The sequence below is a fragment of the Aequorivita sp. KMM 9714 genome, from assembly GCF_011065475.1.
Classification (GTDB): domain Bacteria; phylum Bacteroidota; class Bacteroidia; order Flavobacteriales; family Flavobacteriaceae; genus Aequorivita; species Aequorivita sinensis.
Genome location: NZ_JAAGRO010000001.1, coordinates 964749 through 990767 on the forward strand (window position 1 = coordinate 964749; position 26019 = coordinate 990767).

General features: G+C 37.3%; 37 protein-coding genes. 32 read left to right on the forward strand and 5 right to left on the reverse strand.

The window, feature by feature from the left end; all coding sequences use genetic code 11:
• Positions 1-5: 5 nt before the first annotated feature.
• Positions 6-800, forward strand: a complete 795-nt coding sequence (locus G3A46_RS04260; RefSeq protein ID WP_165146645.1) for a rhomboid family intramembrane serine protease — start codon at positions 6-8, stop codon at positions 798-800.
• Between the two features lie 123 nt (positions 801-923).
• Here G3A46_RS04260 and rlmB read toward each other — a convergent pair whose 3' ends face one another.
• The 5 genes from rlmB to G3A46_RS04285 form a co-directional block, all read right to left on the reverse strand.
• Positions 924-1661 (reverse strand): 23S rRNA (guanosine(2251)-2'-O)-methyltransferase RlmB, encoded by a 738-nt coding sequence (gene rlmB, locus G3A46_RS04265; RefSeq protein WP_165146647.1) that lies wholly within the window; start codon positions 1659-1661, stop codon positions 924-926.
• A 194-nt stretch (positions 1662-1855) separates the two neighbouring features.
• Entirely contained in the window at positions 1856-2284 is a 429-nt protein-coding gene (locus G3A46_RS04270) for a hypothetical protein (protein WP_165146649.1), read from the reverse strand.
• Positions 2285-2303: 19 nt separating this feature from the next.
• Positions 2304-3734 (reverse strand): RagB/SusD family nutrient uptake outer membrane protein, encoded by a 1431-nt coding sequence (locus G3A46_RS04275; protein WP_165146651.1) that lies wholly within the window; start codon positions 3732-3734, stop codon positions 2304-2306.
• A gap of 23 nt (positions 3735-3757) precedes the next feature.
• Positions 3758-6811, reverse strand: coding sequence for a SusC/RagA family TonB-linked outer membrane protein (locus G3A46_RS04280; RefSeq protein WP_165146653.1), 3054 nt, complete (start codon positions 6809-6811; stop codon positions 3758-3760).
• Positions 6812-6932: 121 nt separating this feature from the next.
• Entirely contained in the window at positions 6933-8630 is a 1698-nt protein-coding gene (locus tag G3A46_RS04285; protein WP_165146656.1) for a POTRA domain-containing protein, read from the reverse strand.
• Positions 8631-9052: 422 nt separating this feature from the next.
• Between G3A46_RS04285 and rpsL the strand changes: the two genes are divergently transcribed.
• The 31 genes from rpsL (at position 9053) to G3A46_RS04440 (ending at position 25897) form a co-directional block, all read left to right on the forward strand.
• The gene (rpsL, locus tag G3A46_RS04290) at positions 9053-9427 is read left to right on the forward strand and encodes a 30S ribosomal protein S12 (protein ID WP_073215344.1); all 375 of its coding nucleotides are present in this window, start codon (positions 9053-9055) and stop codon (positions 9425-9427) included.
• Between the two features lie 81 nt (positions 9428-9508).
• Positions 9509-9985, forward strand: a complete 477-nt coding sequence (gene rpsG, locus G3A46_RS04295; RefSeq protein ID WP_139855411.1) for a 30S ribosomal protein S7 — start codon at positions 9509-9511, stop codon at positions 9983-9985.
• Between the two features lie 3 nt (positions 9986-9988).
• Positions 9989-12118: an elongation factor G gene (fusA, locus tag G3A46_RS04300; protein ID WP_165146659.1), complete on the forward strand. Its 2130-nt coding sequence runs from the start codon at positions 9989-9991 to the stop codon at positions 12116-12118.
• An 11-nt stretch (positions 12119-12129) separates the two neighbouring features.
• On the forward strand, positions 12130-12435 hold the full coding sequence (gene rpsJ / locus G3A46_RS04305; protein WP_010181931.1) for a 30S ribosomal protein S10: 306 nt from the start codon (positions 12130-12132) through the stop codon (positions 12433-12435).
• 207 nt (positions 12436-12642) lie between these two features.
• Positions 12643-13254 carry a 50S ribosomal protein L3 gene (rplC, locus tag G3A46_RS04310; RefSeq protein ID WP_165146662.1) on the forward strand — a complete coding sequence of 204 codons (612 nt, stop codon included), beginning with the start codon at positions 12643-12645 and terminating at the stop codon, positions 13252-13254.
• Positions 13254-13883 carry a 50S ribosomal protein L4 gene (gene rplD, locus G3A46_RS04315; protein ID WP_139855408.1) on the forward strand — a complete coding sequence of 210 codons (630 nt, stop codon included), beginning with the start codon at positions 13254-13256 and terminating at the stop codon, positions 13881-13883. The genes rplC and rplD overlap by 1 nt, the downstream gene beginning before the upstream one ends.
• Before the next feature lie 7 nt (positions 13884-13890).
• Positions 13891-14181 (forward strand): 50S ribosomal protein L23, encoded by a 291-nt coding sequence (rplW, locus tag G3A46_RS04320; protein ID WP_139855407.1) that lies wholly within the window; start codon positions 13891-13893, stop codon positions 14179-14181.
• Between the two features lie 26 nt (positions 14182-14207).
• Complete coding sequence (gene rplB, locus G3A46_RS04325; RefSeq protein WP_139855406.1) at positions 14208-15032, forward strand: 50S ribosomal protein L2; 825 nt, start codon at positions 14208-14210, stop codon at positions 15030-15032.
• Positions 15033-15035: 3 nt separating this feature from the next.
• Positions 15036-15314 (forward strand): 30S ribosomal protein S19, encoded by a 279-nt coding sequence (gene rpsS / locus G3A46_RS04330; RefSeq protein WP_139855405.1) that lies wholly within the window; start codon positions 15036-15038, stop codon positions 15312-15314.
• 6 nt (positions 15315-15320) lie between these two features.
• Positions 15321-15731, forward strand: a complete 411-nt coding sequence (gene rplV, locus G3A46_RS04335; RefSeq protein WP_139855404.1) for a 50S ribosomal protein L22 — start codon at positions 15321-15323, stop codon at positions 15729-15731.
• 4 nt (positions 15732-15735) lie between these two features.
• Positions 15736-16458, forward strand: coding sequence for a 30S ribosomal protein S3 (rpsC, locus tag G3A46_RS04340; RefSeq protein ID WP_139855403.1), 723 nt, complete (start codon positions 15736-15738; stop codon positions 16456-16458).
• 18 nt (positions 16459-16476) lie between these two features.
• Positions 16477-16896, forward strand: a complete 420-nt coding sequence (rplP, locus tag G3A46_RS04345; RefSeq protein WP_165146665.1) for a 50S ribosomal protein L16 — start codon at positions 16477-16479, stop codon at positions 16894-16896.
• Positions 16897-16907: 11 nt separating this feature from the next.
• Entirely contained in the window at positions 16908-17099 is a 192-nt protein-coding gene (gene rpmC / locus G3A46_RS04350) for a 50S ribosomal protein L29 (RefSeq protein ID WP_165146668.1), read from the forward strand.
• A gap of 15 nt (positions 17100-17114) precedes the next feature.
• Positions 17115-17378 carry a 30S ribosomal protein S17 gene (gene rpsQ, locus G3A46_RS04355; RefSeq protein WP_139855401.1) on the forward strand — a complete coding sequence of 88 codons (264 nt, stop codon included), beginning with the start codon at positions 17115-17117 and terminating at the stop codon, positions 17376-17378.
• A 2-nt stretch (positions 17379-17380) separates the two neighbouring features.
• Complete coding sequence (gene rplN, locus G3A46_RS04360) at positions 17381-17749, forward strand: 50S ribosomal protein L14 (protein ID WP_045079247.1); 369 nt, start codon at positions 17381-17383, stop codon at positions 17747-17749.
• A gap of 13 nt (positions 17750-17762) precedes the next feature.
• The gene (rplX, locus tag G3A46_RS04365; RefSeq protein WP_139855400.1) at positions 17763-18077 is read left to right on the forward strand and encodes a 50S ribosomal protein L24; all 315 of its coding nucleotides are present in this window, start codon (positions 17763-17765) and stop codon (positions 18075-18077) included.
• 2 nt (positions 18078-18079) lie between these two features.
• Complete coding sequence (gene rplE, locus G3A46_RS04370; protein ID WP_139855399.1) at positions 18080-18631, forward strand: 50S ribosomal protein L5; 552 nt, start codon at positions 18080-18082, stop codon at positions 18629-18631.
• 3 nt (positions 18632-18634) lie between these two features.
• On the forward strand, positions 18635-18904 hold the full coding sequence (gene rpsN, locus G3A46_RS04375; protein WP_139855398.1) for a 30S ribosomal protein S14: 270 nt from the start codon (positions 18635-18637) through the stop codon (positions 18902-18904).
• An 89-nt stretch (positions 18905-18993) separates the two neighbouring features.
• On the forward strand, positions 18994-19395 hold the full coding sequence (gene rpsH, locus G3A46_RS04380) for a 30S ribosomal protein S8 (protein WP_139855397.1): 402 nt from the start codon (positions 18994-18996) through the stop codon (positions 19393-19395).
• A 15-nt stretch (positions 19396-19410) separates the two neighbouring features.
• Positions 19411-19953 (forward strand): 50S ribosomal protein L6, encoded by a 543-nt coding sequence (gene rplF / locus G3A46_RS04385; protein ID WP_165146670.1) that lies wholly within the window; start codon positions 19411-19413, stop codon positions 19951-19953.
• An 11-nt stretch (positions 19954-19964) separates the two neighbouring features.
• On the forward strand, positions 19965-20321 hold the full coding sequence (gene rplR, locus G3A46_RS04390; protein WP_165146672.1) for a 50S ribosomal protein L18: 357 nt from the start codon (positions 19965-19967) through the stop codon (positions 20319-20321).
• An 8-nt stretch (positions 20322-20329) separates the two neighbouring features.
• Positions 20330-20854: a 30S ribosomal protein S5 gene (gene rpsE, locus G3A46_RS04395; RefSeq protein ID WP_139855394.1), complete on the forward strand. Its 525-nt coding sequence runs from the start codon at positions 20330-20332 to the stop codon at positions 20852-20854.
• 11 nt (positions 20855-20865) lie between these two features.
• On the forward strand, positions 20866-21045 hold the full coding sequence (gene rpmD / locus G3A46_RS04400) for a 50S ribosomal protein L30 (RefSeq protein ID WP_139855393.1): 180 nt from the start codon (positions 20866-20868) through the stop codon (positions 21043-21045).
• Positions 21046-21059: 14 nt separating this feature from the next.
• Positions 21060-21512 (forward strand): 50S ribosomal protein L15, encoded by a 453-nt coding sequence (gene rplO / locus G3A46_RS04405; RefSeq protein ID WP_139855392.1) that lies wholly within the window; start codon positions 21060-21062, stop codon positions 21510-21512.
• Between the two features lie 12 nt (positions 21513-21524).
• Entirely contained in the window at positions 21525-22868 is a 1344-nt protein-coding gene (secY, locus tag G3A46_RS04410; protein ID WP_165146674.1) for a preprotein translocase subunit SecY, read from the forward strand.
• A 104-nt stretch (positions 22869-22972) separates the two neighbouring features.
• Positions 22973-23188: a translation initiation factor IF-1 gene (gene infA, locus G3A46_RS04415; RefSeq protein ID WP_139855390.1), complete on the forward strand. Its 216-nt coding sequence runs from the start codon at positions 22973-22975 to the stop codon at positions 23186-23188.
• 48 nt (positions 23189-23236) lie between these two features.
• A complete protein-coding gene (gene ykgO, locus G3A46_RS04420) occupies positions 23237-23353 on the forward strand; it encodes a type B 50S ribosomal protein L36 (protein ID WP_009779203.1) in 117 nt (38 codons plus the stop codon).
• 3 nt (positions 23354-23356) lie between these two features.
• On the forward strand, positions 23357-23731 hold the full coding sequence (gene rpsM / locus G3A46_RS04425) for a 30S ribosomal protein S13 (RefSeq protein ID WP_139855389.1): 375 nt from the start codon (positions 23357-23359) through the stop codon (positions 23729-23731).
• Between the two features lie 11 nt (positions 23732-23742).
• Positions 23743-24144, forward strand: coding sequence for a 30S ribosomal protein S11 (gene rpsK, locus G3A46_RS04430; protein ID WP_139855388.1), 402 nt, complete (start codon positions 23743-23745; stop codon positions 24142-24144).
• A 132-nt stretch (positions 24145-24276) separates the two neighbouring features.
• Entirely contained in the window at positions 24277-24882 is a 606-nt protein-coding gene (gene rpsD, locus G3A46_RS04435; protein ID WP_139855387.1) for a 30S ribosomal protein S4, read from the forward strand.
• 22 nt (positions 24883-24904) lie between these two features.
• A complete protein-coding gene (locus tag G3A46_RS04440) occupies positions 24905-25897 on the forward strand; it encodes a DNA-directed RNA polymerase subunit alpha (protein ID WP_139855386.1) in 993 nt (330 codons plus the stop codon).
• Positions 25898-26019: the final 122 nt, after the last annotated feature.

Genomic DNA, 26019 nt, shown 5'->3' on the forward strand with positions numbered 1-26019 from the left:
TAATTATGGAAAACGCTAATCAATTAAAATTTACGCCCGATGTTTTTGGTTATCCATTACTGTTTGTAATGTCGATATGGATTGTATTTTGGTTTGAATCTCGCTTTGGGGTAAACTTTAATAAATTTGGTGTATATCCAAGAAATATTGAGGGCCTAAGAGGCATCATATTTAGTCCGTTTATTCACGGCAGTTTAAAGCATCTTTTTAATAATTCAATTCCTTTGTTTGTTCTTTCTTCAGCTTTGTTTTACTTCTATAGAAATATCCGATGGAAGGTTTTAATATTTGGGCTTTTATTGACTGGTATTGCTACTTGGGTAATAGGGAGAGAATCGCTACATATAGGAGCGAGTGGGGTAGTTTATATGTTAGCTGCTTTCTTATTCTTTAAAGGAATTTTCTCTAAACAATTTCAGCTTACTGCTTTAGCTCTAGCTGTAGTTTTTCTATATGGTGGTTTGTTGTGGTATGTATTTCCAGTTAATCCTGAAATCTCTTGGGAAGGACATCTTTCTGGCTTTTTAGTAGGTCTTGTATTTTCCTTTATTTTTAAAACAAATCCTATTCAGAATAAAAAATACGAATGGGAAAAAGAGGATTATAATCCCGATGACGATCCATTTTTAAAACAATTTGATGAAAATGGAAACTTTATAGAACTGCCGAAGGAAGATATAAACGATACTATAGAAAATGAAAAACCCGCTGAGCAAATTACTAAACGGGTTAAAATTGTTTATACGTTTAAAAAGAATTCGGATAGCATTAGTGACGAGAATATATCAAGTGAACACTAAAACTATTTGTATTTAAAGCAAAATTGTAACGAACACCTTAATTTTCATTAAACATAGCTTGATGATTTGTGTTTATAATCGTATTAGGAAAGCTAATAAGCATCCATAGATAAGGATGTTTTCTTATAGTCTTTGACGCACCACTTCATACAAAAATGCTCCACAAGCTACGGAAACGTTTAAGGAATTAATCTCTCCAAGTAGTGGGAGGGAAGCGCGTTCGTCTACTAGGGTTAACACAGATTTAGAAACTCCTTTTCCTTCAGAGCCCATTACAATGGCTAATGGCTTTTTTAAATCTAAACTATAAACTTCGGAATCGGTTTTTTCCGTAGCAGCTATTGTAGAAATACCAGAGCCCTGTAAATAAAATATAGCATCTTTAATATGATCTACTTTACAAATAGGAATTTTAAATATTGCTCCAGCTGAAGTTTTTACGGTATCTCCAGAAACGGGTGCACCTCCTGATTTTTGAATTATAACGGCGTCTACACCTGTACATTCTGCAGTACGTAGAATTGCTCCAAAATTTCTTACGTCGGTTATTTGATCTAAGATTAGAAATAGGGGAGTCTTATTGCTTTCCAATGTTTTCTCCACAACACTTTCTAAACTGTGAAATGCGACAGGAGATGTTACCGCTACAATCCCTTGATGATTACCACGAGTTAATCTATTCAACTTTTCAAAAGGCACTATATTTATTGTAACATTCGCCTTTTCAAGATCTTTTATTAACCCTTCAATTTTATCGCTATCAATACCTTTTTGAATAAATACTTTATCAAAAATTACATTAGATGATAACGCTTCTTTAACTGGATATATACCGAATATAGTGTTGTTCTTATCGCTCATTGAGTTCTTAGTATTATTTTTTTAGCTTTTGGTAAAATTAGATAAATTAACTGACAAACTAATACTTGTGTTTTTAAATTCAAAACACTTGTTTGCCATAGTTGATATGTTTAGAGCTATATATAAAAAAACACCCTTTGGAATTTCCAAAGGGTGTTTAATATAATTCAAGGTTTGTACTAACCTATTTGTTCTTAGTTTTTAAGACCAATTAGTACTTGACCTCCAGCAACATATCCTTCACCTGCTTGTACAGCAAGGATAAAGAAAGTTCTGTCGTCTGGTGAAATTGAGTTGTCAATTGCTGTAACAGTAACTTCAACTTCTCTTACTCCAGCTGGAATAGTAACTGAACTTGGGTATTCGTAGTTATCTGTTGCAGTTGGGAATTCGTCAGCAGGAAGATCTACTAATGTAAAAGTTCTGTCTGCGTTAGAAACATCAGATACGTACAATGTTACTGTACCTTCTTTAGTTCCACCTTCTGGTACTCTGTTAATGTTGGTTGATTGTTTAGTAAAACCTACAACAGTAGCATCAGATTCGTAATCCTCATAAGTTTCACAAGATACTAATAGTACCGCTGTAAATAAAAATGCGATTATTGTTTTAATATTTTTCATTTGTATTGGTATTTAAAAATTAGTAACCAGGATTCTGAATTAAGTTTGGATTTAAGTCCATTGCACCTTGTGCTATTGGCATTTGGAATTTGTTGCTTCCAGCAGCTAAGTTAAGTACATCAGATGGAGTTCCTGAACCATCAGCTAAATCACCAAAACTTTCACGGTCTACACCAAGACCCCAACGCTTAAGATCGAAGAATCTATGAGATTCGAAAGCAAATTCTAATCTACGCTCTAAACGGATAGCATCTCTAAGAGCAGTACCTGTTTCTCCACTTGGAGGAGTTGTGTAGCGCTTAGTTCTTACTAAATCCAAAGCAGTTCTTGCTGGTCCTTCTTGTCCTAAGTTAAATAAAGCTTCTGCTTTGTTTAAAACAGCTTCTTCAGCTCTTAAGATTTTGATATCTACTTGTCCTTGAGTTCCACCTGGTCTTCCAAAGTACTTATAGATTACGTTAAAGTTACTTCCGCTTTTAGATCCTTCTGCAAGGTAAGCTTCTTTACGGATATCGTCGTCGCTAAACTTTTGGAAGAATTCGTAAGAAACTACGTATTCAGGAGTAATAGAGTTTAAACCTCCTTGGCTCCACATTACACCAATTGTATTAGAAAGTACTGGTGGCTCGATTGGAATGTGGAATAATAAACCACTTTCGTTTTCGTCTGTCCATACTCCAGGAACATCTGCTCTAGGAGCTACTGAAGCAGTTACTCTGTTTGCAGCGTTAACAGATTCTTGCCATTTACCCATATATAAGTAAACTCTAGAAAGAAGTGTGTTAACTGCATCTTTACCCATACGGCCTTCACCGTTGGTATCATTGATGTTTGCTGCAGCTTCTTCTAAATCTGCTACAATCTGGTTGTATACAAATCCTACAGTTTCACGTGCTGGAGTTGCGTTTGGTTCTGGTTCAGTAATATAAGGAACACCTAAGCTTCCATTAGCATCACCTGATTGAGTTGGTATTTTTCCGAAGAATCTTACTAGGTCAAAGTAGGCAAGAGCTCTTAAAGCCTTTGCTTCCGCAACGAAGTTAGCTTTACTTTCACCTTCAAAACCTGCAGCCTTATCTAATAAAGTGTTAGCTCTAAAGATTAAGGTATAAGCGTTGAAGTAAAGGCCAGACATTGCTGGAGCCGCTGCTTCATATCTAAAGTTGTGGTTATTCGCTCTAGATTGACGTCCAATCTGTGCTAAAGTAACGTTATCAGAAAGTACATCTGGCATGTCTAACATACCACCTGCATCACTTCCTCCGTAAAAAGATCCAGTAGTAAGTGTTGAGTAGATACCTCTAACGGCATTTTCAAAATCTCTTGCACTTGCATAGGCATTTTCAGTTCCAAATTCGTCAAAAGGAACCTGCTCTAGTTTTTCATCGCAAGAAGTTAAACTTCCAGCAACTAAAACAAAAACTGCTATTTTATAAATTAATTTTTTCATTTTTTGCTATTGTTTTTTTAAAATTAGAAACTTACGTCTATCCCTAACTGGTATGACTTAGTGTTTGGGTAACTGTATAATGTAACCTCTCCTGGAGCAACAGTACTTGCGAATGAGATAGTTTCACCAGATGAAATACCTACTTCAGGATCTCCCCAGAATTTAGAGAATGTCAATAAGTTTTGTCCTTGAGCATAAATTCTTAAGCTGCTAATAGGAGTTTTGTCTAAGAATCTATTAGGGAATGTATAAGATAGAGTAATGTTTCTCATTCTTATGTAATCACCTTTTTCTAAGTATTGGTCAGAGTCAACAGCTGCATCAGTGTTAGCGTAACGTGGGCTAGGAAGTACTCCTGTGTCACCTGGTTGCTTCCAGTAGTTAAACGCACTTGTAGATCTGTTAGAGTCAATGTCGGTTGGATCTTCACGTTGTGCTCTTACAATGTTGTTAATCCAGTTTCCGTATTTGAAGATGAAATCAGCACGAAGTCCGAAACCTTTGTAGTTTAAGTCTGTAAAGAAACCACCTTCTTTGTCAGCCAATGTTGACTTTCCTTGTAACACACGGTTTTCACCTTCTGGAAGGTTGTTAGCAGTGTATTTTTGATCGTCAGCACCGTAGTAAAGAGCTTGTCCAGTTTGTGGATCAACTCCTGCGTATCTTACTAAGTAGTGCTCGTTAATTTTAGCACCTTCTCTAAATAAAATGCTAAATGCATTAGGAGTAATATCTTGACCGTCAGGTAAAGAAACGATTTCGTTGTCTAAGAAGATAATGTTACCTCCTAAAGTCCATTTGAAATCATCGTTACGTACGATGTCTCCTTGTAATGCAACTTCAAGACCTTTGTTTTGAATCTCACCTAAGTTACCTGCAATAGAACCTACACCAGACTCCCATGCTTTAGGAATGTTGAATAATAGGTCGGTAGTGTTACGGATAAAGTAGTCAGATACAAAACGTAAACGCTTGTTGAACATGTTTAACTCTAAACCAAAGTTTAAGGTTTCAGTTGTTTCCCACTGAATTTCTGGGTTAGCAACTTGACTTGGAAGCGTTGAAGATCCTCCAGGGTATGAACCGAATACTACTGTACCTTGAGATGCATAGTTAGGAACACCTAATCTGTTACCTACTGTACCGTAAGCAGCTCTAATTTTAAGATCGTTAATAGCGTCTACAGAGAAGAAGTTCTCTTTTGCTATGTTCCAACCAAGACTTCCACTATAGAAAGTACCGTACTTAACGTCGCTACCAAAACTTGAAGATCCGTCTCTACGTACTGTAGCACCTAATAAGTAACGCTCTGCATAGTCATACTCTGCAAATGCACCGTAAGATACAAGCGTTAATCTTTGTCTACTTGTGTAACCGTCATCTAATGTAGATGCGTTAGCTTGGGTAGTCAATAATGGAGAAGGGAAACCTTTACTTCTTACAAACTGACGGTTAAACTCGTACATGTTGTATTCGTATAATCCCATGATGTTAAAATCGTGGTTGTTTCTATTGAAGTGATAGTTTAATCTATTACTTACAGTAAGATCCACACGGTGTATTTGATCATCAAACTTGTTACCTGTTGGGTTATCAGCACCTTCTAAGATAACGTCAAGAATACCTCCTGGCTTTGAGTAGCTCTCTCTTCTCATTGCGTTCCAGTTAGCTGCAACTGCAAAAGTGTAGCTCCAGTTTTTGCTGAAAGTAACTGTTGCATCTACACTACCAAGTAATGTATTTGTAATATCTTCAGATGGCTCAGTTAATAAAGCACCTCTTACTGGGAATCCACCACGTGTTGGGTTGTAAGTTGGATTACCGTTGTCATCTAAAATAACAGTTCCATTTTCATCTAATAAGAATTCAGTTTCGTATGGGTTGTAGTCCAACATTGCACGGAATGGGTTTTGAGCGTTGTTACGGTCACGTGGCTCATCACTCATTGAGCGAGAGTAACCTACGTTTACACCAACGTTTAACCATTCTTTTGCTTCAAAGTTTACGTTTAAACGTGAACCTAATCTTTCGAAACCATCAATTTGGTCAATAATACCAGTGTTTCTGTCGTTTGTTACAGAGAAGTAGTAATCTACTTTTTCAGCACCACCAGAAATAGAAACACTATTGTTTTGGATAATACCATCCTTAAGGATTAAGTCTTCCCAGTCTGTCTCATGTTGTAATAAGAAGTTTCTTTCTGGAGAACCTGGGTTTGTTGCTACACCTGGAAGTGTTGCAGCTCCAGAAATACCCATAGCATACATTTGTGCTTCGAATGCCATCTTTTCAGTAGCGTTCATCATGTCGAAGTTTGGTGTAATTCTAGAAGTAGTACCATATCTAGAGCTAAAGCGAACTTTTGCTTCTCTATTTCTGTTACCGCTCTTTGTAGTAATTACAACTACCCCGTTAGCACCTCTAGAACCATATCTAGCTGTAGTTGGAGCATCTTTAAGAATCGAAATATTTTCGATATCCTCTGGTGGGATACCTGCAAGATCTTGCTCTCTAATTGGCGCGCCATCCACTATGTATAATGGAGAAGATGCACCAGCAACAAGAGATCCTGTTCCACGAATACGAACGAAAGCTCCTTGTCCTGGCTTACCGTTAGCTGCAGTTACTTGCACCCCAGCGGCTTTACCTTGTAGCATATTATCTACACTAGTAGTAGGTGCCATTTGAGAAAGTTCAGTTGCTGAAATAGATACAACAGCTGAAGTTTGCACAGTTTGATTACGAGTAGAATACCCAGTAACAACTACTTCTTCTAGGCTTGCACCTGGATTTAAAGTAACATTAACACTGTTCTGCGCTCCTACTTTAATTTCCTTGGTGTCAAAACCTACATAACTAAAGGTAAGCGTTTGACCCACATTTGCAGTGATGGAGTATAAACCATCAAAGTCTGTTTGTGTTCCAGAGCTTGTACCCTTTATTATAACGTTTGCACCAGGCAATGGCAGACCTGTGTCGTCCGTCACCGTACCTGTAATAGTTTTTTGTTGTGCGAAGGTAAGCTGCACAACTAACGCTAGTAGTAGCGTTAAGATTCCACTAAACTTTGTTCTCATTTTTATAAATTATTTGAATTAGCCAACGGCAAAAATCACAATAAAAAGTTAATTACACAAGTATTTACTCCCAATTTTTAACTTTCCTTTTGAAAGTGAAACCTTGTTTTTTAAGCTTTTATTAAAATTTTGATGAAACACTGATATGAATCTTAGTGTTTGAAAAATTAAAATCTTGGTTTTCGGTGTTGCCGTTTGCAACATTTAGCCTAAACAAACCTGTGTTGGTGTTGATGCCAAGTCCAAAACCAAAGCTGTAAAGGTTTTGTTTTAAAGCAAGAGTTTGGTTCTCAAAATACCCCACGTCTATAATGCTGTGTACAAACACTTCTTCATTGAATTGGTACCTATATTCGGTGTTAATAATGGAAAAGAATGATGCGTCTATGCTGTTTTCATTAAATCCCCGTATACTATTTATACCTCCAAATCGAAATAGTTCATTTGTTAGATAGCTATCGCTAATTAAAATATTAGTGGCATTTTGTATAAATATTGAGTTTTTAAAGTTTAAATTAAAAATGTTGCTGATAAGTGCTTCAATACCTATTTGATCCTCATTGATATTATTCTTTTTTCGATTCCCAATTCCTCCTTCTAATGTGAATCGGCTTTTTATGGGGAAAAGCTTTTTGTTTTGAGTGGTTATGTAGGAAGCGCCAGCTATAAAGAAATTAGATTTAAAATCTTCAATAGGATTACCAGCAATAGCCTCATCTAATAAATTGCTAGAGTCGTAGCTTTTGTACCCTATATATGTAGCTGATTGGGGGTTGATTTGATAAGTCGTGCGTACTTGTTGCTCCGAGGTGATAAAAGTACTGTCTCTTTTGAAAATTTTGAGTTCTCCGCTTAGACCAAAAGGCGATTGGAACAAATAGGGGAGTGTGAGCTTAGTTCTAAAACTCACTTGTTCTTCTCCATCGGCTTTATAATTGATGAGCAGTTGTTCGCCGTAATTCAAATTGTTGTTTAATTCAAGGTTTAAAAATCCATTGAAGTTAAGTTTTTGTTTTTTTTCATCCGTAGCAAAACCAAGTATTCCATCAAATAGGTTGTTGTTTTGTTTTTCTAGATAGAAATACACGGTAGTCGAGTCTTTTCTAAAAAGTGCTTCGGGTGGTTTTGTGGATGATGCAAAACCTAGGTTGTTTAAATTGTCGTTTTGCTTAAGAAGTTTTGCTTTGTTAAAAACTTTGCCCTTTTTTATCCCTGCATAATGCTTTAAATAAGAAGGAGGGAATTTTTCATAGCCTTTTACAATAATAGAGTCGACTGTTCTTATTTCTTTGTTGTCTACAAAAAGCGATGCAGAGAGCAAGTTGTTATCTTCAATTTGAAATTCAGTTAATCGTAAAAGTGCAAAAGCATTTCCCTTTTGATTTCGTATGGCGGTTAGTTTGTTTAGTGAACTTGTTATTGCTTCAAACTTTACTGTGAAATAGGAATTTGTAATATTGTTTGAAATTCGTTGTAATTCTTTTCGGGTGAAATTTTCTTCAGAATAATATATTTTTATTTGATTGTATTTTCGTCCTAGATTAAAAGCTGCGACATAGCTACTATCGTTTTCTTTATTTATTTGAAGAAATTCGCTTTCAATAAATCCCATTCGTTGAAGTTTCAGTGAAATTGTATCTGTCTCTTTTTCAATTTCTGAATAGTTTTGAAACGTTTTTGGAATTTGTAGTGAGTCAATAAGGTTTTGTGAAATAGGTTTTTCAGCTTTTACAGAAAGTGTAAGCTCCTGAGCGTTTATTCCAAAGAAAAAACAGGTGTATATATTAAGGAGTAGAAATAGTGTGGTAGCTTGTTTCAAATCTGTAATCTAGTTTCTTTGTATTTGATAAAATTTAGTTTTCTGTAGAAATTGGTATTTCTTTTACATCTATATCTTGCTCTGTTATTCTACAAGTCAATAAAAATACTATCAAGTTAGTTTGGATAGGCTTTACGGTCAGGTAAGCAAAGTGTATTTGTTAATATCGAATTTCTTTTTTTGTTGAATAATCTTAAACGTGATATGGTATTTAATTGTTGTTGAGTGATTTTAATAAGTTTAAGTTTGCAATCTTCAAAATTAAAGCTTCAACTTCCTATTTCGTCTCTTTTATGAAAAAAAATTGGAAGTATGCTGAAAATTAATTCAGTATGGTTTGATTAGTAAAAAATTTATTCTACATTTGCATCCCCTAAAAATAGGGGTGTTTTATTTTTAAACAGTAATAATACATATTTTATATGCCAACAATTTCACAATTAGTACGTAAAGGAAGAACCAGAATAACCAAGAAGAGTAAATCGGTTGCTTTGGATTCATGCCCACAACGTCGTGGTGTTTGTACGCGTGTATATACTACTACGCCTAAAAAACCTAACTCTGCAATGCGTAAAGTAGCAAGGGTAAGGCTTACAAATGGTAAAGAAGTAAACGCATACATCCCAGGCGAAGGTCATAATCTCCAAGAGCACTCGATAGTATTGGTTAGAGGTGGAAGGGTAAAAGATTTGCCAGGAGTTAGATACCACATTGTTCGTGGAGCTTTAGACACCGCAGGTGTTGCAGGCCGCACGCAACGTAGATCTAAGTATGGAGCAAAACGCCCAAAGAAGTAAAATGAAAACGGTTAATAGCTGATGCTTTATAGCTTAGGTTATATAATTAGCATTGACGATTAACAATTAACAAAACAACAGATGAGAAAAAAACAGGCCAAAAAAAGACCCCTTTTACCAGATCCACGGTTTAACGACCAGTTGGTTACGCGTTTTGTAAACAACATGATGTGGGATGGAAAAAAGAGTGTGGCTTTTAAAGTTTTCTACGATGCAATTGATATTGTAGAAGAAAAGAAGCAAGACGACGAAAAAACTGCGTTAGAACTTTGGAAAGATGCTCTTTCTAATGTTATGCCTCACGTAGAGGTGCGTAGTCGTAGAGTTGGTGGGGCAACCTTCCAAATTCCTATGCAAATTCGTCCAGACCGTAAAATTGCAACTGCAATGAAATGGTTAATTACATATTCAAGAAAAAGAAACGAGAAATCTATGGCTGCTAAATTAGCTGCTGAGATTCTTGCTGCTGCAAAGGAGGAAGGAGCTGCGGTTAAAAAACGCATGGATACTCATAAAATGGCAGAAGCTAATAAGGCATTCTCACATTTCAGATTCTAAACAATGGGAAGAGATTTAAAATACACAAGAAACATCGGAATCGCCGCGCATATTGATGCCGGTAAAACAACAACTACAGAACGTATCCTTTTTTACACTGGGGTAAACCATAAGTTAGGAGAAACTCACGAAGGGTCTGCTACTATGGACTGGATGGAGCAAGAGCAAGAGCGTGGTATTACAATTACCTCTGCTGCTACTACTTGTAAGTGGAAATTTCCAATGGAAAATGCACAACCATTACCAGAAACTAAAGAGTACCACTTTAATATAATCGATACTCCTGGTCACGTGGATTTTACCGTAGAGGTAAACCGTTCATTACGTGTACTAGATGGGTTGGTTTTCTTGTTTAGTGCTGTTGATGGTGTAGAGCCACAGTCTGAAACAAACTGGAGACTTGCTGATAACTATAAGGTGCCTCGTATTGGTTTCGTTAATAAGATGGACCGTAATGGGTCTAACTTCTTAGGAGTGTGCCAACAGGTTAAAGATATGTTAGGTTCTAATGCAGTGCCTATCGTATTACCATTAGGTGAAGAGATTGATTTTAAAGGAATTGTTGATTTAGTGAAAAACCGTGCTATTGTTTGGCATGATGAAACATTCGGATCAACTTTCGACGTTGTTGAAATTCCTGAAGATATGAAAGAGGAAGTTCGTATGTACCGCGGTAAACTTATTGAAGAAGTTGCTGCTTACGACGAAAACCTTCTAGAAAAATATATGGAAGATGAAGATTCTATTACTGAGGATGAAGTGCATGCTGCTCTTCGTGCTGCTGTAATGGATATGAGTATCATTCCAATGATTTGTGGTTCTTCATTTAAAAATAAAGGAGTTCAGTTCTTAATTGATGCTGTATGTCGCTACTTGCCTTCTCCTATGGATAAAGAAGGTATCGTAGGGGTGAATCCTAATACTGAAAAAGAAGAATTACGTAAGCCAAGTGTAGAAGAGCCTTTCGCGGCACTTGCATTTAAGATTGCTACTGACCCATTCGTAGGTCGTTTAGCTTTCTTCCGTGCTTACTCTGGTCATTTAGATGCAGGATCATATGTTCTAAATAACCGTACTGGTAATAAAGAGCGTATTTCTCGTATTTACCAAATGCACGCTAACAAGCAAAATGCTATCGATTTTATTGAAGCTGGAGATATTGGTGCAGGAGTTGGTTTTAAAGATATTAAAACTGGTGATACACTAACAGCTGAAAAGCATCCAATTATTTTGGAAAGTATGGACTTCCCAGACCCAGTAATCGGGGTTGCGGTAGAGCCAAAAACAAAAGCGGATGTTGATAAATTAGGTATGGCTTTATCTAAGCTTGCTGAAGAAGATCCAACATTCCAAGTTCGTACAGACGAAGCTTCTGGACAAACAATTATCTCTGGAATGGGTGAGCTTCACTTAGATGTTATCGTTGATCGTTTACGTCGCGAATTTAAAGTAGAAGTAAGCCAAGGTCAACCACAAGTTGAGTACAAAGAAGCTGTAACTAAAGTTGCAGACCATAGAGAAGTTTACAAGAAGCAATCTGGTGGTCGTGGTAAATTCGCAGATATTGTATTTACACTTGAACCAGCTGAAGAAGGAAAAATTGGATTGGAATTCGTTAACGCTATTAAAGGTGGTAACGTACCAAAAGAATTTATCCCAGCTGTAGAAAAAGGTTTCACTCAAGCAATGATTAATGGACCACTTGCAGGCTTTGAGGTTGATGCTATGAAAGTTACTTTAAAAGATGGATCTTTCCACCCTGTGGATTCTGATGCACTATCTTTTGAATTAGCTGCAAAAATTGGTTTCAAAGAAGTTGCTAAGAAAGCTGGAGCTGTAATTCTTGAGCCTATTATGAAGCTTGAGGTGCTTACACCTGAAGAAAACATGGGTGATATAGTTGGTGACCTTAACCGTCGTCGTGGAACAATCTCTAGTATGAGTGACCGTGCCGGTGCTAAAGTTATCAAGGCTGAAGTGCCACTTTCTGAAATGTTTGGTTATGTAACTACATTAAGAACATTGTCATCAGGTCGTGCTACTTCAACAATGGAATTTTCACATTATGCTGAAACACCTTCTAACATATCAGAAAGTGTAATTGCAGCAGCAAGAGGAACCGCTAACGAATAATAATTTCAGCAATGAGTCAAAAAATTAGAATTAAACTAAAATCTTACGATCACAATTTGGTGGACAAATCTGCTGAAAAAATCGTAAAGACCGTAAAGAGTACTGGAGCTGTAGTAACAGGGCCAATTCCTTTACCAACACATAAAAAAATCTTTACAGTATTACGTTCTCCACACGTAAACAAGAAGAGTAGAGAACAATTCCAATTAAGTTCTTACAAAAGACTTTTGGATATCTACAGTTCTTCTTCAAAAACGATTGACGCTCTAATGAAGTTAGAGTTGCCAAGTGGTGTAGAAGTAGAGATTAAAGTGTGATAAAATTTTGAATTCAATTTTCTGAATTCAGGATCACTAAAATGTCCCGAGCTTGTTAGCGACGGAAAAACGGAAAACAAAGTAACATTCGGGATCGGATTTATTTTGATCCCGTTTGTTTTTCAAACAATAAATAGTAAACAATCGAAGGAAGAATGTAGGAATCGACTTCTGCATTTGGAATTCATAATTTTTAATTTAATAAATATGTCTGGGTTAATTGGAAGAAAGATAGGGATGACCAGCATCTTTGACGAGAACGGAAAGAACATTCCGTGTACCGTTATTGAAGCAGGACCCTGTGTTGTTACCCAAGTCAGAACCAAAGAGGTTGACGGGTACGAAGCTCTTCAACTTGGTTTCGATGACAAGAAGACTGCTACTAAAGCTGCTGAAGGGCACGCAAAAAAAGCAGGAACCGTTGCAAAACGCAAAGTCGCCGAATTCAAGTATTTTGAAGAAGATTACAAATTAGGTGACACACTTACTGTGGATCTTTTTACCGAAGGAGAGTACGTTGATGTAGTAGGTACATCTAAAGGTAAAGGTTTTCAAGGAGTTGTTAAGCGTCACGGTTTTGGCGGTGTAGGGCAATCTACACACGGTCAGCACAACCGTTTACGTGCACCAGGTTCTATTGGAGCTGCATCATATCCTGCGAGAGTATTCAAAGGAATGCGTATGGCTGGACAAATGGGCAACGAAAGAGTAAAAGTAGAAAATTTAAGAGTTTTAAAAGTAGTTGCTGAAAAGAACTTACTTGTTGTTAAAGGAGCAATCCCAGGACATAAAAACTCTTATGTAATGATTGAGAAATAATGAAGGTAGCTGTATTAGACATTAACGGAAAAGACACAGGTAGAAAAGTTGAACTTTCTGCAGATGTGTTCGGAATAGAGCCTAACAATCACGCAGTTTATCTTGATGTAAAGCAATACCTTGCAAATCAAAGACAAGGAACGCATAAATCAAAAGAACGCGCTGAGATCGCTGGTTCTACTAGAAAGATAAAGAAACAAAAAGGAACTGGTACTGCTCGTGCGGGTAGCATCAAGTCTGGTGTTTTTAAAGGTGGTGGTAGAATGTTTGGACCTCGTCCACGTAACTACTCATTCAAATTAAACAAAAACCTTAAGCGTTTAGCTCGTAAATCTGCCCTATCTATGAAGGCAAATAACAAAGCGATCTACGTTATGGAAGAGTTGAATTTTGATGCGCCTAAAACAAAGAATTTTGTGTCGGTTTTAAAGAACTTAGGACTAGACGATAAAAAATCTTTATTTGTGTTGGGAGACTTAAATAATAATGTATATTTGTCCTCTCGCAATTTGAAAGGTACTGAAGTTGTAACTAGCTCACAATTAAGTACATACAAAATTATGAATGCAAACAGTTTAGTGCTGTTTGAAGGTTCTTTGGAAGGAATTGAAACAAACTTAAGTAAATAGAAACAGGATGAACATCTTAATTAAACCTATAATTACGGAAAAAGCTACTAAAGATGCTGAAGACAATAATGTTTTTGGTTTCGTAGTGAACCCAAAGGCGAATAAGATAGAAATCAAGAAAGCGGTTGAGGCCACTTACGGAGTTTCTGTTGAAAAAGTTCGCACAATAAATGTCCGCCCTGATAGGAAGACCCGTTATACAAAAACAGGTGTCCAAACTGGTAAAACGAATGCTTACAAAAAAGCAATCGTACAGGTGGCGGAAGGTGATACAATAGATTTTTACAGTAACATCTAAGATAACTTAGATCTAATTAGACGAAAATGTCAGTAAGAAAATTAAAACCAATCACCCCAGGTCAGCGTTTTAGGGTTGTTAATGGTTTTGACGCCATTACAACCGATAAGCCGGAGAAGTCTTTACTTGCTCCGATTAAAAAATCTGGTGGTAGAAACAGTCAAGGAAAAATGACCATGCGCTACAAAGGTGGTGGTCATAAAAGAAGATATCGAATTATCGACTTCAAACGCAACAAAGCGGGAATCCCTGCTACAGTTGCTAGCATTGAATACGATCCAAACCGTACAGCGTTTATCGCGCTTTTAAATTACCAAGATGGTGAAAAGCGATATGTAATTGCGCAAAGCGGACTACAAGTTGGACAAAATATTGTTTCTGGTGACTCAGTTGCTCCAGAAATTGGAAACGCAATGCCACTTTCGGCAATCCCTTTAGGTACAGTTATTTCTTGCATCGAGCTTCGTCCAGGACAAGGCGCGGTAATGGCTAGAAGTGCAGGTACTTTCGCACAGCTTATGGCTCGTGAAGGTAAATATGCAACTATCAAATTACCATCTGGTGAAACTAGATTGGTATTGGCTAATTGTTTAGCTACTATTGGAGCGGTTTCTAACCACGATCATCAATTGTTAGTATCAGGTAAAGCTGGTAGAAGCAGATGGTTAGGAAGAAGACCTCGTACAAGACCAGTTGTTATGAACCCTGTTGATCACCCAATGGGTGGTGGTGAAGGTAAAGCTTCAGGAGGACACCCACGTTCTAGAAATGGTATACCTGCAAAAGGTTACAGAACACGTACTAGAACGAAAGCAAGTAATAAATATATCTTAGAACGTAGAAAGAAATAAGTTATGGCAAGATCGTTAAAAAAAGGACCGTACGTTCATTATAAACTAGACAAGAAAGTTCAGCAAAATGTAGAAGGTAATAAGAAGACCGTTATCAAAACTTGGTCACGTGCTTCTATGATTACTCCAGATTTTGTTGGTCAAACCATTGCTGTTCATAACGGACGTCAATTTGTTCCTGTGTATGTAACAGAAAACATGGTAGGGCATAAACTAGGAGAATTTTCACCTACAAGATCATTCCGTGGTCATGCAGGTGCTAAAAACAAAGGTAAAAAATAATAGGCCATGGGAGTTCGTAAAAGAGAAAGAGCAGAAGCAATCAAGGAGGCAAAGAAAACATTATACTTTGCTAAATTGAACAATTGCCCCACTTCACCAAGAAAAATGCGTTTAATGGCAGACTTGGTACGTGGTGAGAAAATAGATAAAGCACTTAACATATTGAGATTTAGTTCAAAAGAATCTTCTCGTAAATTAGAGAAGTTACTTTTATCTGCTATTGCAAACTGGCAGCAAAAGAACGAAGATGCTTCAATTGAAGACGCAGATCTTTTTGTTAAAGAAATCCGTGTGGATGGTGGTACGATGTTAAAAAGACTTCGTCCTGCACCACAAGGCCGTGCACATAGAATTAGAAAACGCTCCAACCACGTAACACTGGTATTGGCAGCTAACGATAACACACAAAGCAATTAATTAAATGGGACAGAAGACAAATCCAATCGGAAATCGCTTAGGTATCATTAGAGGTTGGGAATCCAACTGGTACGGAGGCAACGACTACGGCGACAAATTAGCCGAAGACGACAAGATCAGGAAATATATCCACGCTCGTTTAAGTAAAGCTAGTGTGAGTAGAGTAATTATTGAGCGTACGCTTAAGCTTGTAACCGTTACTATAACCACTGCCCGTCCTGGTATTATTATCGGGAAAGGTGGACAGGAAGTAGACAAGCTAAAAGAAGAGCTTAAAAAAATTACGGACAAAGAGGTGCAGATCAACATTCATGAGATCAAAAGACCTGAATTAGATGCGTATTTGGTAGCTGCTAGTATTGCACGCCAAATTGAAAGCCGTATTTCATACCGTCGTGCAATTAAAATGGCTATTGCAGCAACAATGCGTATGAATGCAGAAGGTATTAAGGTTCAAATTTCAGGACGTTTGAACGGAGCAGAAATGGCTCGTTCAGAATCTTACAAAGAAGGTCGTATCCCATTGTCAACTTTTAGAGCCGATATTGACTACGCTTTAGTTGAGGCACACACTACTTATGGTAGATTGGGTGTTAAAGTATGGATTATGAAAGGCGAAGTATATGGAAAGCGAGAACTTTCTCCACTAGTTGGTCTTTCGACTGGCAAAAAAGGTGGTAAAGGTGCTCAAGGACGCGGTGGCAACAAAGCACGCCGCAGAAAGTAATTTTTTAAACAGAAGAAAATGTTACAACCTAAAAGAACAAAATACCGTAAACATCAAAAAGGCCGTATGAAAGGTGATGCCGGACGTGGTAATCAATTAGCATATGGAACCTTCGGTATAAAATCGTTGGAATCAGAATTTCTTACAGCTAGACAAATTGAAGCTGCTCGTATTGCTGCTACTCGTTATATGAAAAGAGAGGGGTCTATCTGGATTATGATTTTCCCAGATAAGCCAATTACCAAAAAACCTCTTGAAGTACGTATGGGTAAAGGTAAGGGTGCTGTTGAATATTACGCTGCTGTAGTAAAACCAGGTAGAATACTTTTCGAAGTATCTGGTGTACCAGTTGAAACAGCTAAAGAAGCATTGCGCCTTGCAGCACAAAAGCTTCCAGTAAAAACTAAATTTGTAATGTCTCGGGATTTCCAAGCATAATTTTTTGAAAGATGAAACAATCAGAAATTAAGAAAGCAACAACGGCAGAACTTCAGGAAGCATTTGCTGAAACTAAAAAGGCCTATGTAGACCTAAAAATGGCTCACACCATTTCACCGTTGGAAAATCCAATTCAACTAAGATCTCAAAGAAGAGTGATAGCAAGAATAGCGACTGAACTAACTAATAGAGAAGTGCAATAATTGTACAGCTGAAAGATGGAAGAAATTAAAAGAAATTTAAGAAAAGAACGTATCGGTGTGGTAACCAGTAACAAAATGGATAAGTCTATTGTAGTTGCAGAGGTTAAGAAATTAAAGCACCCTATGTACGGAAAGTTCGTGACAAAGACGAAAAAATACGTTGCACACGACGAGACAAACAACTGCAATGAAGGTGATACAGTAAGGATCATGGAAACAAGACCTTTAAGTAAAACCAAATGTTGGAGATTAGTAGAAATAATTGAAAGAGCGAAGTAATTATGTTACAACAAGAATCAAGACTCAAAGTCGCAGATAATACCGGTGCTAAAGAAGTACTTTGCATCCGCGTATTAGGCGGTACAAAAAGAAGGTATGCTTCTATAGGTGATAAAATAGTAGTTTCAGTAAAAGAAGCTACTCCTAATGGAAACATTAAGAAAGGTGCAGTTTCTACAGCAGTAGTAGTACGTACTGTTAAGGAAATTAGAAGACCTGATGGTTCTTACATCCGTTTCGATGATAATGCATGTGTTTTATTAAACCCACAAGGTGAAATGAGAGGAACACGTGTATTTGGACCGGTAGCAAGAGAACTTCGCGACAAGCAATTTATGAAAATAGTATCATTGGCACCAGAGGTGCTTTAATATGAAAACTAAGATGACAAAGCTTAAAATAAAATCGGGAGATACAGTAGTAGTTACTGCCGGAGACCATAAAGGTTCAGAAGGTAAGGTAATGAAAATATTCCTTGACAAAAACAAAGCAATCGTAGAAGGAGTAAATATGGTTTCTAAACATGAGAAGCCTAGCGCTGCTAACCCACAAGGTGGTATCGTTAAGAAAGAAGCTCCTATCCATATTTCAAACTTATCTTTAGTAGATCCAAAATCTGGAAAAGCTACAAGAGTAGGATATAAAATGGAAGATGGTAAAAAAGTACGGTTTTCAAAACAATCGAATCAAGCAATATAGTTATGGCATATTCACCAAGACTTAAAGACGAGTACAAAAGCAGAGTGATCAATGCTCTTACTGACGAATTTGGTTACACAAACGTCATGCAAGTACCAAAATTAGAGCGTATTGTTGTTTCCCGCGGAGTGGGTGCAGCAGTAGCTGATAAGAAACTTATTGACTATTCGGTTGATGAGTTTACTAAGATAACCGGGCAAAAAGCGGTTCCAACTATCTCTAAGAAAGACGTTGCAAACTTCAAATTACGTAAAGGTATGCCAATTGGTGTAAAAGTTACGTTACGTGGAGAGCGCATGTACGAATTTTTTGATAGATTGGTTACTTCAGCATTGCCTAGGGTACGTGACTTTAACGGAATTAAAGCAACAGGTTTTGACGGAAGAGGAAATTACTCTTTAGGAATTACCGAGCAAATTATCTTCCCTGAAATCGATATCGATAAAGTGAAGAAAATTGAAGGAATGAATATTACATTTGTTACTTCAGCTAAGACCGATAAGGAAGCGAAATCATTATTACAAGAATTAGGGTTACCCTTTAAAAAGAACTAAGAGATGGCTAAAGAATCAATGAAAGCCCGTGAGGTTAAGAGACAGAAAATGGTAGCAAAATATGCAGCCAAGCGCAAAGCTTTAAAAGAAGCTGGTGACTGGGAAGGTTTGCAAAAACTACCAAAAAATGCCTCTCCAGTACGTTTACACAACCGTTGTAAACTTACAGGAAGACCAAGAGGGTATATGAGAACTTTTGGAGTTTCACGTGTTACATTCCGTGAATTGGCTAACCAAGGCCTTATTCCTGGTGTTCGTAAAGCATCTTGGTAAGAACATTAATTTGTTCCAAAATTTAATATAAATTGGTTGAAGGTTTGTTTCGATTAACGGGCAAAAACCACAACCGCAAATATCAATAAATGAATATAGATCCAATTTCAGATTATCTAACTAGAGTTAGAAATGCTGCAAAAGCCGGACATCGCGTAGTAGAGATTCCAGCGTCAAATCTTAAAAAGGAGATTACAAAAATCCTTTTTGATCAGGGTTACATATTGAGCTACAAATTTGATGACGAAAGTACTCCACAGGGTATCATCAAAATCGCTCTTAAATATGATAAGCTTACTAAAGAGCCAGTGATCAAGAAAATTCAAAGAATTAGTAAACCAGGTTTACGTAAATACGCAGGTTCAACAGAACTTCCACGTATTCTGAACGGATTAGGAATTGCTATTGTTTCAACTTCTTCAGGAGTTATGACAGGACAGCAAGCTAAAGCTCAGAATGTAGGAGGTGAAGTATTGTGTTACGTTTACTAAAAAATAGACAAAGAAATGTCAAGAATAGGTAAAAACCCGGTAGCAATCCCACAAGGAGTTACAGTTGATATTAAAGACAACGTAATTACCGTAAAAGGAAAATTAGGTGAGTTATCTCAGGAATACTCTGATATAACCATGAAAGTAGAAGATGACCACGTAATAGTGGAACGCCCTTCAGACTCTAAAGATCACACTGCAAGACATGGTCTGTACAGAGCTTTAGTTAATAATATGATTGAGGGTGTAAGCAAAGGTTGGACTAAAGAATTAGAATTGGTTGGTGTGGGTTACCGCGCGAGCAACCAAGGACAAAAACTAGATTTAGCTTTAGGATTTTCACACAACATCATTATGGACATCGCTCCAGAAGTAAAAGTGGAAACCGTATCTGATAAAGGTAAGAACCCGATTGTAAAACTAACTTCGCACGACAAGCAATTAGTTGGACAGGTAGCTGCAAAAATTCGTAGTTTCCGTAAGCCAGAACCTTACAAAGGAAAAGGTATCAAGTTTGTAGGTGAACAATTAAGAAGAAAAGCAGGTAAATCTGCATAACAAATAGAGTTATGGCATTATCAAAATACGAAAGAAGAGAGCGTTTGCGCATGCGAATCAGAAAAACGGTTGAGGGGACTGAAAGTCGTCCACGTTTGGCTGTTTACAGAAGCAACAAAGAAATATACGCTCAAATAATTGACGATGTAAATGGGAAAACCATTACCGCTGCATCTTCAAGAGATAAAGAGATAGACGCTTCAAATGTAAATAAAGTTGAAGCTGCAAAAATGGTTGGGAAATTAATCGCAGAAAAAGCCGTTAAAGCTGGTGTTGAAACCATCGCTTTCGACAGAGGCGGTTACCTATACCACGGAAGAGTAAAATCATTAGCTGAAGGTGCACGAGAAGGTGGCCTTAAATTCTAAGTAAAATTATGTATCAAGATTATAAAAACGTAGAATTAGTAAAACCAGGAGGTCTTGACTTAAAAGACCGTTTGGTAGGTGTACAACGTGTAACCAAGGTGACCAAAGGTGGTCGTGCCTTCGGATTTTCAGCTATTGTAGTTGTTGGAGATGAGAAAGGAGTGGTTGGACAAGGTCTTGGGAAATCCAAAGACGTTGCTAGCGCAATAGCAAAAGCTATTGAAGATGCTAAGAAAAACTTAGTTCGTATTCCACTTAACAAAGTAACGCTTCCACACGAGCAAAAAGGTAAGTACGGTGGTGCTCGCGTAAACCTTATCCCAGCTGCGCCTGGTACAGGAGTTATCGCTGGTGGACCTGTACGTGCGGTACTTGAAGCTGTTGGAGTACACGATGTATTATCAAAATCTCAAGGATCTTCAAACCCACATAACGTTGTTAAAGCAACTTTTGACGCTCTATTGCAAATGCGTAGCGCTCAAACAATCGCTGACCAACGTGGGATTTCACTTGAAAAAGTATTCAAAGGATAAATATCAAAGCGATGGCAAAAATAAAAGTAACAAAGGTTAGAAGCGTAATTAATCGCCCAAAGGACCAAAAACAAACTATGGAAGCACTTGGCCTACGTAAAATAGGACAAACCATAGAACACGAAGATACGCCAAGCATACTTGGTATGATCAATAAAGTTAATCACTTAGTTTCAGTTGAAACTAAATAAGGAAACACGAAAAAATGGATTTAAGTAACTTACAACCCGCCGCAGGATCGGCGAAAAACAAAGGCAAGCGAGTAGGTCGCGGACAAGGTTCCGGTAAAGGTGGCACTGCTACCCGTGGACATAAAGGTGCAAAATCACGTTCAGGATATTCAAAGAAACTTGGATTTGAAGGTGGTCAGATGCCATTACAACGTCGTGTTCCTAAGTTTGGATTTACAAACATCAACCGTAAGGAGTATAAAGGTATCAACATCGATACTTTACAACAATTGGTTGACGACAAGAAAATAAAAGATGCCGTTGACTTTGAAACCTTATTTGGTTTAGGTCTTGCTGGAAAAAATGAAATGGTTAAGATTTTAGGTAGAGGAGAGATAAAAGCAAAACTGAAAGTATCTGCGCACAAGTTTACTGCCTCGGCAAAAGAAGCTATTGAAGCTGCCGGAGGTGAAGTAGTAATATTGTAACAAAAGATAGGGATGAAATTTATCGATACCTTAAAAAATGTTTGGAAAATAGAAGAGCTTCGTAACCGCATCTTGCTTACGTTAGGAATGCTATTAGTGTACCGTTTTGGTGCGCAAGTAGTATTACCTGGGATAGATGCAGATATGTTGGCACAGTTCGCAGGTCAATTTGACTCTGGCGGTATTGGTGGTTTACTAAACGCATTTACAGGAGGGGCTTTTGCCAACGCTTCTGTTTTTGCTTTAGGTATTATGCCTTATATTTCAGCTTCTATTGTAGTACAGTTAATGCAAATTGCTGTTCCATACCTACAGAAATTACAGAAAGAAGGAGAAAGTGGCCGTAAAAAAATCAATCAAATTACTAGATGGTTAACTATCGGTATATGTTTGGTTCAGGCACCTAGTTACCTTGCAGGTCTTCCAGCAATGGGAGTGCCACCAGAAGCATTTGTAATGGGGCAAAGCCTTATGTTCTATGTTTCATCTGTAATTATACTTGTAACAGGAACAATATTCGCTATGTGGTTAGGTGAGAAAATTACCGACAAAGGAGTTGGTAATGGTATTTCCATACTTATTATGGTGGGTATCATCGCAAATATGCCACAATCGTTTGCTCAAGAATTCGTTTCAAGAGTAATGGAATCAAACGGAGGTTTGATTATGATTCTTATTGAATTGGTTATCTGGTTTGTGATTATTCTATTATCAATTATGTTGGTAATGGCTGTTCGTAAAATACCAGTACAATATGCAAGAAGAACAGCGAGTGGCGGATATGAAAAGAATATTTTTGGTGCTCGTCAGTTTATTCCATTAAAGCTAAATGCATCTGGAGTAATGCCAATCATCTTTGCGCAAGCAATTATGTTTGTGCCTTCTGCAGTAGCTAGTTTATCTGATAGCGAATTCGCTCAAGGTGTTCAAGCTACATTTAGTGATATATTTGGCCTTTGGTATAACATAGTATTCGCAATCTTGATTATTATTTTCACATACTTCTACACTGCTATTACTGTTCCTACGAACAAAATGGCTGATGACTTAAAAAGAAGTGGTGGATTTATTCCAGGTATTAAGCCAGGAAGTCAAACTGCAGAATATTTAGATCGAATTATGTCTCAAATTACCTTTCCAGGTTCAATCTTCTTAGCGCTTATTGCAATTTTCCCTGCATTCGTAGTTAAGTTGATGGGGATCCAACAAGGTTGGGCATTATTCTATGGTGGTACATCACTACTAATTATGGTAGGTGTGGCTATCGACACCATGCAACAAGTAAACTCCTACTTATTAAACCGTCATTACGATGGCTTAATGAAAACAGGAAAAAACAGAAAAGCGGTAGCTTAAATGTAATAGGGTGAACTATTTAAAGTGTAAGTATGAGATTTTAAAAAGTTTATCGTACTTTTGCACTCTTTAAAAATCACCTTTAATTTAAATTATATTAAAAAATGGCAAAACAAAACGCAATTGAGCAAGATGGGAGTATAGTTGAAGCGCTTTCAAATGCTATGTTTCGTGTTGAATTGGAAAATGGTCATATTGTAACCGCTCACATTTCTGGAAAAATGCGTATGCATTATATTAAATTGTTGCCTGGTGATAAAGTAAAGCTTGAAATGAGCCCTTACGATTTAACTAAGGCGAGAATAACATACAGATACTAAACAACGGACCTCACTGGTTCATTGAACAATAAATTAAATCAAAGAGAGATGAAAGTAAGAGCATCCGTAAAAAAGAGAAGTGCCGACTGCAAAATTGTACGCAGAAAAGGTAGATTATATGTAATTAACAAAAAGAACCCAAAGTTCAAACAAAGACAAGGATAAGTTATGGCAAGAATCGCAGGTGTAGATATCCCGAAGCACAAAAGGGGTGTAATCGCGTTAACGTATATCTTTGGAATCGGTAGAAGCCGTGCCCAAGATATTCTGAACAAAGCCGGAGTTGACGAAGATAAAAAAGTAAGTGAATGGAACGATGATGAAATCGGTGCTATTCGTGACGCTGTTGGATCGTTCAAAATCGAAGGTGAATTACGTAGTGAAGTTCAATTAAGCATTAAGCGCTTAATGGATATTGGTTGTTACAGAGGTATTCGTCACAGAACAGGTCTTCCATTAAGAGGACAACGTACTAAGAATAACTCTCGTACTAGAAAAGGAAAACGTAAAACTGTTGCTAACAAGAAAAAAGCAACTAAATAAAACCTAGAGTTATGGCAAAGACAACGTCTAAGACTACAAAACAAGTTAAAAAACGTAAAGTTAATGTTGAATCTGTTGGTGAGGCACATATTACTGCTTCCTTCAACAACATTATTGTTTCGTTAACAAATAAGAATGGAGATGTTATCTCTTGGTCCTCAGCCGGTAAAATGGGCTTCCGTGGATCTAAGAAAAATACTCCTTACGCTGCTCAGTTGGCATCAGAAGATTGTGCAAAAGTTGCTCATGACGCTGGTTTACGTAAAGTAAAAGTTTACGTAAAAGGTCCAGGAAACGGAAGAGAATCTGCAATAAGATCTATCCACAATGCAGGAATTGAAGTAACTGAAATTATCGATGTTACTCCAATGCCGCACAACGGATGCCGTCCTCCAAAGAGAAGAAGAGTTTAATAAATAGTAAATATCAATCTGAAGGAATCAAAGACTAAAGGATCGAGAGCTTGAGGTGCAATTTATTGCGCCTCCAAGTGTTCTCTATAAAACGACCTTAATTTAGTTTTTCTTCAAAACCTTAAATTAGAAATGGCAAGATATACTGGTCCAAAAACTAAAATCGCCCGTAAATTCGGGGAAGCAATCTTCGGAGACGACAAATCTTTCGAAAAAAGAAATTACCCTCCAGGACAACATGGTAACACACGTCGTCGTGGAAAAAAATCTGAATACGCAATTCAACTTGCTGAAAAGCAAAAAACAAAATACACTTACGGTATTTTAGAGCGTCAGTTCAGAAATATGTTTAAGAAAGCAAACGCTGCTCCTGGAATTACAGGTCAAGTATTGCTTCAAATGTGTGAGTCTCGTTTAGACAACGTAGTGTACAGAATGGGAATTTCTCCTACACGTTCAGGTGCTAGACAACTTGTTTCTCACAGACACATCACTGTAAATGGTGAAAAAGTAAACATTCCATCATACCAACTTAAGCCTGGAGATGTAGTGGCGGTTAGAGAGAAATCAAAATCTCTTACAGCAATCAACGATTCATTGGCTAACGCAAGTCACGTTTATGAGTGGATCACTTGGAACGGAGAGAAAAAGGAAGGAACTTTCGTTTCTATTCCTGAGCGTATCCAAATTCCAGAAAACATCAACGAACAGTTGATTGTAGAATTATATTCTAAATAATAAAAAACACAGAAAGTCAATTATGGCAGTATTTAGTTTTCAGAAGCCTGATAAAGTTATAATGGTAAACTCTACCGATTTCGAAGGGAAATTTGAATTTCGTCCTTTGGAACCAGGTTACGGTCTTACCATTGGTAACGCATTAAGACGCGTATTACTATCCTCTTTGGAAGGATTCGCCATTACTTCGGTACGTATCGAAGGCGTGGATCACGAATTTTCTACCATTGCCGGAGTAGTGGAAGATGTTACCGAAATTATTTTGAACCTGAAACAAGTTCGTTTCAAAAGACAAATTGAAGAAATAGATAACGAAACAGTTACTATTTCAGTTTCTGGAAAAGATCAGTTAAAAGCTGGAGATTTCCAAAAATTTATTTCAGGTTTCCAAGTATTGAACCCAGATATGGTTCTTTGCAATATGGATAAGAAGGTAAACCTTAATTTCGAAATTACTATCGAAAAAGGCCGCGGTTATGTTCCTGCAGAAGAGAACAAAAAAGCCAATGCTCCTTTGGGAACTATCTTTACAGATTCTATCTACACTCCAATTAAAAATGTGAAGTACAGTATTGAAAACTTCCGTGTAGAGCAGAAAACAGATTACGAAAAATTGGTTTTCGAAATCCAAACAGACGGATCAATTCACCCAAAAGATGCATTGACTGAAGCTGCAAAAACATTAATCCACCACTTTATGTTGTTCAGCGATGAGCGCATAACTTTAGAGGCTGATGAGATTGCACAAACTGAAACTTATGATGAGGAATCTCTTCATATGCGTCAGTTGCTTAAAACTAAATTAGTTGATATGGATCTTTCGGTTCGTGCGCTAAACTGTTTAAAGGCTGCTGAAGTTGATACCTTGGGAGACCTTGTATCTTACAACAAAAATGACTTGATGAAGTTCCGTAACTTCGGTAAAAAATCACTTACAGAGCTTGAAGAGTTAGTAAGTGTTAAAGGCCTAAACTTCGGGATGGACCTTGCAAAATATAAATTAGATAAAGACTAGAACAGACTTGAGACCTTAGACGTGAGACGTTAGATTTTAGTCTCATATCTCACGTCTATTATCTCAAATCTTTAAAATTAACCCATCATAGTTTGCTCTCCGATGAACGGATTTTGTAGCAA